10 protein-coding genes are annotated in these 12,462 nt (G+C 44.2%); 2 read left to right on the forward strand and 8 right to left on the reverse strand.

Going from position 1 to position 12,462, the window contains the following annotated elements; translation table 11 throughout:
* The first annotated feature begins 273 nt into the window (after positions 1-273).
* Complete coding sequence (locus tag HPT30_RS09400; protein ID WP_175371142.1) at positions 274-1,620, forward strand: LLM class flavin-dependent oxidoreductase; 1,347 nt, start codon at positions 274-276, stop codon at positions 1,618-1,620.
* Between the two features lie 114 nt (positions 1,621-1,734).
* Here the strand turns inward: HPT30_RS09400 and HPT30_RS09405 are convergent, their stop codons facing one another.
* The 5 genes from HPT30_RS09405 to HPT30_RS09425 all read right to left on the reverse strand — a co-directional run bounded on the left by HPT30_RS09405 (position 1,735) and on the right by HPT30_RS09425 (position 6,380).
* A complete protein-coding gene (locus HPT30_RS09405; RefSeq protein ID WP_175371143.1) occupies positions 1,735-2,196 on the reverse strand; it encodes a hypothetical protein in 462 nt (153 codons plus the stop codon).
* Between the two features lie 241 nt (positions 2,197-2,437).
* On the reverse strand, positions 2,438-3,784 hold the full coding sequence (locus HPT30_RS09410; RefSeq protein ID WP_217622324.1) for an O-acetylhomoserine aminocarboxypropyltransferase/cysteine synthase family protein: 1,347 nt from the start codon (positions 3,782-3,784) through the stop codon (positions 2,438-2,440).
* Between the two features lie 189 nt (positions 3,785-3,973).
* Positions 3,974-5,014, reverse strand: coding sequence for an NADH:flavin oxidoreductase (locus tag HPT30_RS09415; protein WP_175371145.1), 1,041 nt, complete (start codon positions 5,012-5,014; stop codon positions 3,974-3,976).
* Positions 5,015-5,222: 208 nt separating this feature from the next.
* A complete protein-coding gene (locus HPT30_RS09420; protein WP_175371146.1) occupies positions 5,223-5,798 on the reverse strand; it encodes a TetR/AcrR family transcriptional regulator in 576 nt (191 codons plus the stop codon).
* Positions 5,799-5,879: 81 nt separating this feature from the next.
* Positions 5,880-6,380 carry a hypothetical protein gene (locus HPT30_RS09425; protein WP_175371147.1) on the reverse strand — a complete coding sequence of 167 codons (501 nt, stop codon included), beginning with the start codon at positions 6,378-6,380 and terminating at the stop codon, positions 5,880-5,882.
* 384 nt (positions 6,381-6,764) lie between these two features.
* On the opposite strand from HPT30_RS09425, the gene HPT30_RS09430 reads away from it, so the two are divergent.
* Positions 6,765-8,696 (forward strand): ATP-dependent DNA helicase, encoded by a 1,932-nt coding sequence (locus HPT30_RS09430; RefSeq protein WP_217622317.1) that lies wholly within the window; start codon positions 6,765-6,767, stop codon positions 8,694-8,696.
* A 189-nt stretch (positions 8,697-8,885) separates the two neighbouring features.
* On the opposite strand, the gene HPT30_RS09435 is transcribed toward HPT30_RS09430, so the two are convergent.
* From HPT30_RS09435 to HPT30_RS09440, 3 genes are all read right to left on the reverse strand, one after another.
* Positions 8,886-11,093, reverse strand: a complete 2,208-nt coding sequence (locus HPT30_RS09435; protein WP_175371148.1) for a YncE family protein — start codon at positions 11,091-11,093, stop codon at positions 8,886-8,888.
* 59 nt (positions 11,094-11,152) lie between these two features.
* Complete coding sequence (locus tag HPT30_RS30930; RefSeq protein WP_376767013.1) at positions 11,153-11,425, reverse strand: 4'-phosphopantetheinyl transferase family protein; 273 nt, start codon at positions 11,423-11,425, stop codon at positions 11,153-11,155.
* 282 nt (positions 11,426-11,707) lie between these two features.
* Positions 11,708-12,430 (reverse strand): alpha/beta fold hydrolase, encoded by a 723-nt coding sequence (locus HPT30_RS09440; protein WP_175371149.1) that lies wholly within the window; start codon positions 12,428-12,430, stop codon positions 11,708-11,710.
* Between the last annotated feature and the right edge of the window lie 32 nt (positions 12,431-12,462).

Consider the following 12,462-nt stretch of genomic DNA (forward strand, 5'->3'; position numbering starts at 1 on the left):
ATGGTTGATTTAGAAGCGGCATCTCCAGTTGACTGGTCGCGCATTTATTTCCGAGTAATTCAATCGGTTATATTGAGGTCATAGTATCGCAAATTTTAACGATCGTCAACAACCTATTTTTTTGCTAATAATTTGAAAATTTAATAGTTGACAAACCTAGTTCATCTATTTAAAATCTTCTGCATAATACCTATTAATCAAATCTACATACTTATTCATTACATGAGTTTCGACCAGTCAACTGGAGACCCTCATTTAGGAGGAATGCCCCAAATGACACGCAAAAGAGAAATTAAATTATCCGCCTATCTCGTCGGAACAGGTATGCACGCTTCATCGTGGAGACTGGAGTCTGCACATCCCGGTGCCAGCATAGATATTGATTATTACCGTGAGCTTGTACGAACCGCTGAACGCGGGAAGTTCGATGTGGCTTTTCTCGCAGACAGTCTGGCGATTAATGAACAATCCCACCCCAATATCCTCAACCGCTTCGAGCCTATTACGCTAATTGCGGCGCTGGCAGGCTCCTCTTCAAAGATTGGTTTAGTAGCTACCGCTTCCACTTCTTACATTGAACCCTTCAATTTGGCTCGTTTATTCCTGTCCGTGGATCAGATCAGTAAAGGGAGAGCAGGCTGGAATATCGTCACCACCCGGGACTTGTCCGGGAATACAGCCCGGAATTTCGGAGCAGAGTCTCACTTCGAGATCAACCATCGCTACAAAAGAGCCGAAGAGTTCGTAGATGTCGTGCGCGGCCTGTGGGATTCTTGGGAGGACGATGCTTTTCTGTATGATAAAAAGTCCGGACAGTTCTTCGATCCAGATAAGCTGCACCGGCTCCATCATAAAGAGGAGTTTTTTGCCGTGGAAGGACCACTGAATATTGCGCGTTCACCACAAGGTCATCCCGTGCTCGTTCAAGCAGGTAATTCGGAGGCTGGGCGGAAGTTCTCAGCACGCGTCGGAGAAGTTGTTTTCGCCATTAAATACAATTTTGAGGATGCCAAAGCGTATTATCAGGAGTTCAAGCAGGAGGTAGCCTCATATGACCGGAATCCGGACGACGTCTTTATTCTGCAAGGAATCTCTCCAGTCATAGCTGCCACAGAAGAAGAAGCCTATGCCAAGCTGAAACGCTTGGAGGATTTGCTGCCGGATAGCGATATTCTCGGCTTCCTGGCCGATTATTTTAAAGAGATTGATTTCAGCGGATTTACGACACAGACCACCGCCGCGCAGGCAGGACTGATCCACTTGGAGGCCCGGAATCCTGACTATGTCAAGCACCAGCCAGTCATTGCCCGGGAGAATCCTACACTAAGAGAAGTCTATTCCCTTATTATCGGCTCCTTCAGCCAGGACCATCTGGTAGGCACACCGGAGAAGATTGCGGATACTCTGGAAAAATGGTTTCTGGAAGGCGCAGCCGACGGTTTTATGCTAATGGCCCCCTCACTGCCAGACGGACTTGAAGAATTCGTGGATCAGGTCGTACCGATTCTGCAGCAGCGCGGGTTGTTTCGGACGGACTATGAAGGTAGCACTTTGAGGGAGAATCTGGGGCTGGAAGTCCCGTCGAATCGTTATGCAGCTAAGGAACCTGCTTCTCTGTAGTGGGGAACATATAAAATAGTTGGCAGCAGAAAAAAACTAAAGCAGCGACTCTCTAAAATACTAGAGAATGGCTGCTTTTTGCATGCTTGAATATCTAAGTGCAAGAGAGTGATATCACTTTTCAAATAAATCGCGGATAACTGTTAGATCAAAGTCGTTCGTTATTTTGTAGGATTGGAGTTGATTTTTAGGAATCTTTGCATTGTATTCAAAGGTTTTTAAATAAACTTTATCAAAAAGTGTTATTCCGTACTTCAAGTTCTCACTCTTAGTCTCTATGGTCATCCAATAGGAATCATTATATTTAATGTTAGATAGCTTCGACTTACTCAAGTTTATGTGAACGAACGTGCCTAGTATTTTTTCGATCTCGCTCGGATCTGTGACGTTTACTTCGTTTTCATCTACAGAATCTCCTGATTTAATAATTTTAATGGAACTTACATCTGCTACATCCAATCGGTCTAATACAGCTTTTTTAAATGTTGTATTACTCGGATACATATAGAAGATGCCTAAACCAACGATGATTAGTATCACTATTCCAAGCAAAATGTATTTGTTGCGCTTTTTCATAAGAACGTCTCCTTAATCAGAGGATTCCTAATTCGTGAATGACGGCGGCGGCTACACACTACCTGAATTATAGCAAAATAAGGAATATTCTCAACCTCTATAAGCACCCACAACTGCTGGCTGCAATCGGTAGTAGCCATGTACGCAATTGGCTTTTATGTTCATAAAATAAAACGGCCTTATCGCAAGTAAATGCGAAACAAGGCCGTTTTGTGCATTAATCCATCCTGGCTAAACGTTGCTAACCAGTTACTTGCTCCGTCTCCGGGGTTTCTCTTCCCTCAGTTGCATCCGTAGCAGCCAGTTGTGCCTTCCGAATCGCCTGCTCCAGATCCTCCTTCAGATCCTCCGGATCTTCGATGCCGATCGACAGCCGAATCAGGTCGGGAGTAATGCCTCCGGCGAGCTGCTGCTCCGGTGAGAGCTGGGCATGTGTCGTACTGGCCGGATGGATTACCAGCGATTTGGCGTCCGCCACATTGGCCAGGTGCGAAAATAGCTCCAGGCTATTGATAAAGACATTCGCAGCCTCATAGCCCCCTTTTAAACCAAACGTAAAGATCGACCCCGGCCCCTTCGGAAAATAGCGTTCAGCCAACGAATAATATGGGCTGCTGGGCAAGCCCGGATAATTGACCCAGGCCACATCCGGGTGGTTCTCCAAATACTCAACAATAACCCGTGTGTTCGCAAGATGCTTTTCCAACCTCAAAGATAAAGTCTCCAAGCCTTGCAGCAGTAAAAAAGAATTAAACGGGCTGATCGCCGCCCCCATATCTCGTAATATCTGCACTCTGACTTTGGTAATATACGCTAGTTCCCCGAACTTCTCGACATAACGAAGATTATTGTAGCTACGGTCTGGCTCCGTAAAACCCGGAAATCTGCCGCTGGTCCAATCAAATGTGCCCCCATCCACAATCAGGCCGCCGATAGAGGTGCCATGTCCGCCAATATATTTCGTCGCCGAATGCACTACAATATCCGCACCGTGCTCAAACGGACGCACAAGGTAAGGACTGCCGAACGTATTATCTACGATTAATGGAATGTGATGCTCATGAGCAATATCCGCTATAGCTTGAATATCTGCAACATTCAAACCTGGATTGCCAATGGATTCAATGAACAGCGCTTTAGTACGATCTGTGATAGCACGGCGAAAATTGTCCGGATCATCCGGTGAGACAAATACGGTGTTGATTCCCAGCTTTGGCAGACTGACCTCCAGCAGATTGAACGTACCTCCGTACAAGGTGTTAGCCGCAACAATCTCATCTCCGGCTCCGGCCAGATTGAAAATCGCATACGTTACCGCTGTCGAGCCCGAAGCTACAGCCAGCGCCCCCACACCACCTTCCAGTGCGGCGATCCGCTGCTCCAGCACAGCATTGGTCGGATTGCTGATCCGTGTGTAGATGTTGCCCTCTTCTTCAAAATTAATCACCGCACTGGCATGATCCGTGCTTTTGAATACAAATGAGCTGCTCTGATAAATCGGCACCGCCCGTGCCCCAGTAGCCTGATCCGGTTCTTGCCCAGCATGTACCTGCAACGTATCGAATCTCCACTTCTTGCTTCCGTTCAGCCTTTCGCTCATCCGCTCTCTCTCCTTTGGCGATAAACGCAAATAAGAGACTGGGCGGGTCACCTGTCGTGAACTCCGCTTCAGTCTCCAGTCGAACTGGTCAACCACACCAATATATTATTATGTCGATGAGATAAGTATGATTTAAATTTTACATATAATAGTGTGTTCTGTCAATTGAGAGAGGTATTAATGAAGTGTTTTTAATGCTTCTGCTGTAAAAGGAACCAGCTCATCCGTACGGCCATCACGGATTTTGGCTGCCCACTCAGGATCAGCTAGCAGGGCACGGCCTATGGCCACCAAGTCAAACTCTTCACGTTCGATTTTTTGGATTAGCTCATCAACCCCAACTTGATTTGCCCCTTTTCCTTCAGTGAAAAGACTCGTGAAATCACCATCAAGACCAACGGATCCAACCGTAATGGTCGGTTTGCCTGTCAGCTTCTTGGTCCAGCCGGCAAAGTTCAGCTCAGAACCCTCGAACTCAGGCTCCCAGAAACGGCGAGTGGAACAGTGGAAAATATCCACACCAGCATCAACCAGTTGCGCCAGGAACTGTTCCAGCAGTTCCGGTGTTTCAGCCAATTTAGCTGTGTATTCAGTAGATTTCCATTGCGACAAACGCAAGACGATCGGGAACTCTGGTCCTACGGCCTGACGGCAGGCCTCGATAATCTCCACAGCAAAGCGAGTGCGTGCAAGCATGCTACCACCATAACGGTCAGTACGCTGATTGGTTTTTTCCCAGAAGAATTGATCGATCAAATATCCATGCGCACCATGCAGCTCAATCCCATCAAATCCAAGCCGCTTAGCTTCGGCTGCTGCCTGTGCGAAAGCTTGAACGATATCAGCCATTTCCGCTTCCGAATAATCATTCACTTGGCCTTTTGCTCCCATATGCCAGATCTGTGGGATGATCTTGCCGCCTGCTGCATGCACTTCAGACACCACATTGGCCCAGCCGTTTAGTGCAGCTTCACTATAAAAGAACGGAACGTTAGCTTGATTGGACGCATCTGGATGATTAATTACTGTTCCTTCGGTGACAATAAGTCCCACACCATTCTCAGCTCTGCGGCGATAGTAAGCAGCTACATTGGCTCCAGGCACACCATCCGGCGAAAATTGACGGGTCATTGGTGCCATCACGATGCGATTGGATAATTTCAAGTTGCCTAATTCAATAGATTTAAACAGGGGTTCTACGGATTGAGTATTGTTCATAATTGCCTCCAAATTTAATATATATTTTGAAAAATTTAAGTATTATCACAGACTTACTGTCTGTGCTTAAGATCAGCTTTACTTCGATTCTAACTTAGCCTAAAGGTGCATCCCGAAACGCACCACCTCCTTTAATACAATAGCGGCGTTCTACTCATAGCAACGACTTTTACTTGACTACAGAGTCAAAAACTTGGCAAAAAAAAGATCAAGGCGAAATTAATGAAAAAGACACTCGCAAAACGGCCTCGATCTGTTCCCGGGATGCACCCGATTTCTCCATTATTCTCGCGCCGATAATAGCGTTGTGCAGATAAGATGCCAACTCTTTGCTGGAATAACGGGTTGTAATCAATTGCTGTTCCTGGCCGCTGATAATAATCTTCTCTAATACATGCTCGGCTTCAGCGAACATTAGCTCTATTTCACCAGTAACCTGATCGTCTTCTGTACCGAACTCCATTGCGGAATTTACCATCAGGCATCCGCGACACGAGACTTCCTCGTCTAGAAGAGATTCGCGTAAAGACTCCAACTTATCCAGTGGTGACATTTTCTGCGCTTCTAACTTTTCAAGTATTGCTATGCTGTGTTCACGATAGCGTACCAACGCCTTCAAGAATAACGTCCGTTTATCGTTAAAGACACAATAAAAACTTTGCTTCTTAACCCCCGTCGTACGGGTTAAATCTTCATAAGAGGTTGCCTTGAATCCCTTATTCCAGAATACTTCCATAGACTGGTGCAACACACGATCGACATCAAATTCTCTTGGTCTGCTCATGGGAGTTACTTTATCACTTCTTGACTACATAGTCAACAATTTATCATTAAGGACACTCCACATACTAAGATGGTGAAGATGTTACTTGAAAAATTCATCTCCCTCGAACAGATCCTTCTGAGAAGCTATTTTCATCTCTGAGTTTGTTTCTAGTTGCATCACCACCTTGCCCGAGGCGTGTTTGCCAGCCCATTTAATTGAACTGCTTCCTTTAGGTATAGATACTGTAAGCTCGGTTGCTCCTTCCCCTTTCCAAAGAGTTATAAGTTCTTTATTTTCATTGACCTGGATAATTTTAAATTTATCTTTTTTAGCATATCCACTAATATTAATCTTTGTGGTCACGTTCTCATCTGACATTATGCTCCATACTGTATAGACTCCTGAAAAACCCGAGAATTTTATCTCTGCATGGTCCTCTGTAATCTTGCCTGTCTTACTCCCAAATGTGTAGCTATCTCCTGAATCCATTAAACGCTGGTCATCATTGAAGATTTTTTCTTGAGTATTTGATCCGATCCCGCATCCCCCGACAATAAAAATAAGCAATGTAATGGAAAATGATTTTAACAGTTTATTCAAAAGATTATCTCCTTTAAATAGAGTTTATATCCTTCATTTACAAGAAGCATTTTACTACAATGGAATTGAAATTAATGCTAAAAATATCATGATTTACAATGAAAATCCCATCGACGTCCGCTTCTTTATACACTCATCCTTCCGGTTGATGCCAAACGCCTTGGCAATTGCCCACTATGTACTCCCTCTCCGCTTTATGTTCTCACACTTGACTGTAAGAGTAGTTTAGAAGATAATTACAACCTCACCAAAAAACTATAGCAGGAAGAACATTGATTATGAAAAGGGGCGCTCGTTATTAGCTGGTTAAGTGATCTCTATAAATTACAGAAGCAGGAGCTAAAAAAGGACATCGAACCCTCTTTAGTCAATGCCATCTTCCGGATGTATGATAGATTTCCCCGGATTGGACTTAAAGAGCGGATCGGGCAGCAAGATATGTCTCTCGATATCGCGGATGCTTACATTAATGGCCGTAACGCAATGATTGAAGCTGGAGTCGGCATCGGTAAGTCCTTTGCATACCTCATTCCCAGCCTGCTCATTAACCAGATCTCACAGCAGCCGGTCATTATTGCCACATCCTCCATACAGCTTTCAGAACAGATACATAAGGATCTGAGGTTCATCGGAAGCCGGCTCGGATTTACAAGGGTTCGCTCTGTAGTCGGAAAAGGGATGGGACAGTACGCTTGCCGTTACAGAGCAGCAGACCTGTTACAGACGGATGATTCAAGTTCCCCGCTATCCACACTTGCCCGGCAGATTGTGAATTATGAAATTGATGAGAGAGCAGATATTAAGGGCGGTATTAGTGATGCTGTATGGTCCAACGTGTGTGTCAATGATTGCAAATTTGAACGTTGCCAATATAAAAGTACATGTTCTTTTTACGAGATGAGGGCTAAAATTAATGCAAACGCCAGCGATATGGATTTTATCATCGTCAACCAGGACCTGCTCATCCGTGATTTGATCAAGAAAAAAGAAGGAACGAAGGGACTAATCACTGAACGGCCCGCTCTGATCGTAATAGATGAAGCTCATAATCTGGAGGCAAAGGTTAGAGATGCCGGGACGCTCGAGTTTACATTCCGCAGAACCGGCCGTATTCTGGAGGACGCTCTACAGATTCTCTTCAAGCAATCCGAAGCTAGGGACCTTATGGCGCAATTCAAATTTTTAAAAAGATGCGTTAGCTATATTTTCAAACAGGTCGAGACGGATTTGCTCCAAACAGCCAAACAGGACAATGACCGTATAAAAGTATCGGAGATCACAGGAGTTCCCTTAAAACGGGGGGCACAAATTTTAAAAGAGTGCAGTCTCAGTCTTTCCGTCTTAACTTCCAAGCATGAGCGGGAGATCGACAATCTTTTTGAGGATATCAACGGACTTATAGAACTTTTTGATGTACTCGCCGGAGTGAAGGATAATTATCTGATCTGGGCAAGCAATACCCAGCGGGAGAGCACCCTCAGCATCTGTCCTAAAGGCATAAGCCAATTTTTAAAATATACCTTATTTAACGGGAAGACCTCTGTTATTTTAACATCAGCTACCATGTGCCAAAGTGGTGAAACGCTAGAGGAACAATACGCATATCTTACGCAATCCCTTGGATACAGGGGAGATTATATGGAGCGCCAGGCCTCGCCGTTTGATTATGACAACCACTCCATGATGTATATTGCCAAGGACATCCCATACTATAACCATCAGAACCGTGAAGCTTATCTTGAAGCGGCATACAAGGAAATGATGCGGCTCTGCAACTTAACGGACGGGCGGACATTGGTCCTTTTTTCAGCTAAAGAGGATATGAAGTACATTCATAAGAAGTTAAACTCTGAGAAGCTGGCATGGGCGGTGCATGTGCAAAGAGAAGGCTCGTCTCAGGACGGGGTCATCGCTGATTTCCGGAGCAGCAAAGGCGTCCTGCTTAGTACCGGTGTATTCTGGGAAGGCGTGAATATCGAAGGTTCCGATTTGTCGCAGTTAATTATTTTTCGCCTGCCCTTCCCTGTTCCTTCCGATCCAGTCTATGAATATAAGGCGTCAATGGCAGACAATCCTTTGAAGGATGTTTTTGTACCGGACATGCTGCTCCGCTTACGACAAGGAACCGGGCGTCTAATCCGCAGTGAAACTGACCTTGGTGTACTCAGCATTCTCGATTCCCGTCTGTCCGCCGCAGCCAAGAAGGATTACCGGGATAAGGTGCTGGGGGCTTTACCATTTAAACGGGTTACCGAGGATTTTAGAGTTCTGAAGAGGTTTGTGGAGGAGAAGGGGATACAACGTAGTGGCAAGTAGACACGGTAGCGTAAACTATTAAATTCTTATATTTTTGAAAATGAACAAGCCTGATGCGATTTCGCATCAGGCTTGTTTGGTTATGGCAGCAGTAGCGGAGACATTTATCCGACATGCCGTAATCCTCGTTAGAAAAAGAAGGATGAGGCAAGCTGATAATGAGCTTTAATTCATACTATTTTTTTGTGCTTAATTGATAAACAAAGAGTTATCAATCAAATAATAAAGATTTCCCTTATCATCATAGAATATGCTGGTCGCACCAGCTAAATCAATAGATTGGACCTTCTGGAAGGTTGTAAGATCATAAATCCCTTGTTTCCCCAATGCCGTATTATTCACTGCATTCACAGCATAGATCGGTTCCGGGAATGACCCTTTAACTTCTTGCAGGTTATCCTTATTAAAAGCTTTGTTCTTTACAATGACCATGCCCAGACTTTCCACTAATAAAGCCGGCGTATCCATCGGTTCTCTGGTTATGCCCGGATATTCCAGAACGGACTCGTCAACCTTATTGATGCCGCCATCTTCATGAATGGAATACGTGTATACCGTAGATTTAGCTGAGCCGGCATCCCATCCAAATTGGCTCCAGTAATAGAATTTGCTGTTATCACTGGAGAATACCATATCCCCAATACCATCATCAATTATTGTGTTGGGCTGGCTTAGCTGGAAAGTCGCTTCATTAAAGATCAACAGCGTTGGAGACCAGTCACCTAATACGACGTACAAACGGCCTGACTTGTTGTAAATATGGCGATGGGAAAAGTCCCGGGAATCCGCCGGATTTGAATACGTCAAACTCCGGGTAACAGAATAATCACTTAAACTTACCTCAGTCAACAGATTATAAGCATCCTTATTCACAATATACAATTTTGTTCTATCTTCTGATAAAGTCAGTGCTGACGGTTTATAAGGCAGAGGTACTTTTTTAATAACAGACTTGCTTGCGATATCAACTACGATTAGATTTTTGAACGCTTGATCAATAGCGTAAACCTTATTGTCATTAGAGTCATATACAGCCCCCACAACCGTTCCACCCAAATAAATCCCCGGGACATCTACCGGCGGCACTTCTTCCGCAAAAGGTTTATCAACAAACTCAAGAATTGTCTTACCCTCTAAGCTGGTCAATGCTAGTAATTGATTGGTTCCATCGAAAATCCGCTGGCCGGCTCCATCTAAGGTGATAGTATCAACTTTGCTGAAATTACTGTAGTCATAAGAGTTGATAAGACGATCTTTAATAGTATAGAACCTTCCATGCTTCAAATCGAATGCCATATCATCATATGTTCTTTCCATGTTAAATACAAAGCTCATATCATCAAATCTGTCATACTTAGTTGAAAATACCGTTCCTGCGCCATTGAAAAGATACTTTCCGTCCGGCGATAAATTAATCTTTGTCGTCATTGGGTAATCTCCGTGATAAGGAGAATCGTAACTGCTTAGGAATTCGCCATTCTTAATAACAAATGTTCCAATATCTCTTGGAATCGAATTCGTGTTAACGGTATATATCTTATTCATAGTCGGATGCATAAGAGTATGCGTTGCGTGACTGATTGTATAAGATCCGATGGGTGTAAAGGAATCACCAGAATAAGACCGGATTTTCGTCCATTGGCCTGAACCGGATGAAATATACACATAGCCTTCGCGGTCTACTGAAATGCTATAAGGATCGAGATTAATATCATAAATATGACTGATGGTAAGAGTTGCAGCATCCACAACAGCTACAGCACCTTTTTGCTGATCATCAAAAATATAAGGCGAATGTTCCGCTTTCAGGAGAGCAACATACAATTTCCCATCCGCATAAGCTAAGCTTTCCGGAGGTAGTTCAAACGAAACTACAGTAGTCTGCTGGGTCTCATAGTTAACCGCAACGAGTTTCTTATTTTGTTTGTCTGTTGCATAAATAATTGGCTTGCTTGGGTCTTGAACGCTGTCAGTAACATTGAAATCTAATTGCATATGCTCATTATTAAACGTAGTGGCTGAAGCATAATCGCTAAATCCCGAGCCGGTGCCGTTAACTACCGCAATCACCTTATAGTAGACTGTTGTATGCGGCGCATGCCCGCTATCCGTATAAAAGTTTTCTTGTACCTTCAAAGGTGCTCCCGAACTATCTTTAACAGGAGTATAAGGTCCTTCCGGTGAGTTGCTTGTGAGAATATGATAGTACTCCGCTTTAGGAGTCGCCTCCCACTTAATGTTAATATCTGTTCTTGAAGAAGGGGTTGCCGAAACTTGAACTGGAGCCGGTAAAATGCTCACAATGCCCTGATATACCCACTTCTTGCCCGCAGCATCCCACTTCGCTTTCAGAACCAGATTATCCCCGTAGAATACAGAAATCAGATCACCATCCACTAAAGGGGCGGTATCAGCAGCTGAAGTCTGATCGGAATGCAGGATAATACCGTTCTGATTTACTTGGAAATGGATGTCGAGCGTACCTGTGTAATAAACAGCAGGATAAAATTAATATCTTCCCTATTGTACAGATAAGGTTTCCCGTATGTATCTATTCTAAAAACTAATTCGTTTTCTTTTAAATGAAATTGTTCACGCAGCACTGTTCTTAACAACAAATCAGCCCCCAAAGAACGCCAGGCATCTTCCCTCCGATAATAACGCAGGATCCGTTCTCTCTTCACTGTGTCCACACGGGAAAGCGAAGTCCAGAAGATTTCTTCTTCCAATTCAAAATTTAACTTACATACATAAATTATTGGGGCTCCTCCTAAGCTACAGTTAACTTTGATGTTCTTGCCGATACGATTCGGCTAACGCATATGTGGAATAAAATGGGTAGATTCTCAAAATATTTATTATACCTGTCAAAAAATAGACTTGCGAAAATAAGCGGCTGGGAAGGGCGTTCGCAGATAGCGTCCCCCTCCTCCCCGCTGTCCGGTCTAAAAACGCAAGGCGAAGACTAACAAAAGTCCTATTCAAAAACGTCTCTATTTTGTTTCATTCATTTAACTTTTCAAAACTGAACGTACTTCCTCAATATATTTCTCCCGCTCTTCATCAGGAATCATATGCCCAGAATGATGGAATACAACAATCTTGCAAGAAGGGATTAACTTCATATACTCGTCCAGCATGCTGTCTGCCAGGTCTGATTTTATACTACTATCATTATTTCTGCCCACAAAAACCGTAACGGGAATATTCAGTTCCGGCAGACGGGAGAGAAAACTGATCTCTTTAGCCTCCCTTCCCAGCCCTTCAAACGCCCGTATACGCATATATTCGGTAACAGGAACCTCTTGATATATAAGATTTTTCCAAAATTCTACTTTCTGAGAACTGAGTGCTTCATGTACTGGAGGCTGGTCTACGACAATTAATCCCCTCATATGCTGTTGGTTCTCCAGACCCCAGGCTAACGTATATCCTCCTCCTCTGGAGAACCCAAGTACCCAATAGTCATCGAGGCCGCAATGCTTGACTACAGTCTCTATATCCGAAAGATGGTCATTCAGTCCATAGCCAGTCTCAGGTGTCGAGCTATTTCCCCTTCCCCGAAAGCTAAAAGCTACGGCATGACCGGAGAGAGCCGAGAGCAGCGGAATTGCCCTCTCAGCCGATTCCCATATCCCACCAACGACAAGGAGAGAGGGTCCCCCTTGCCCGGCTTCTCCTGTTTCCAATACATGCAAGCTAACAGAACCGTTTTGTACATAGAAGCTTTTCATCGTTCTGTTGTCCCCCAATCCCTTCCTTTTGT

It is taken from the genome of Paenibacillus agri, from assembly GCF_013359945.1.
Lineage (GTDB): Bacteria > Bacillota > Bacilli > Paenibacillales > Paenibacillaceae > Paenibacillus_AQ > Paenibacillus_AQ agri.

Coding starts and splice junctions, on each gene's coding strand:
- HPT30_RS09420 (WP_175371146.1), bottom strand. CDS start 5,798: ATGAGCAGACCAAGAGAATTTGATGTCGATCGTGTGTTGCACCAGTCT.
- HPT30_RS09415 (WP_175371145.1), bottom strand. CDS start 5,014: ATGAACAATACTCAATCCGTAGAACCCCTGTTTAAATCTATTGAATTA.
- HPT30_RS09400 (WP_175371142.1), top strand. CDS start 274: ATGACACGCAAAAGAGAAATTAAATTATCCGCCTATCTCGTCGGAACA.
- HPT30_RS09440 (WP_175371149.1), bottom strand. CDS start 12,430: ATGAAAAGCTTCTATGTACAAAACGGTTCTGTTAGCTTGCATGTATTG.
- HPT30_RS09430 (WP_217622317.1), top strand. CDS start 6,765: ATGTATGATAGATTTCCCCGGATTGGACTTAAAGAGCGGATCGGGCAG.
- HPT30_RS09405 (WP_175371143.1), bottom strand. CDS start 2,196: ATGAAAAAGCGCAACAAATACATTTTGCTTGGAATAGTGATACTAATC.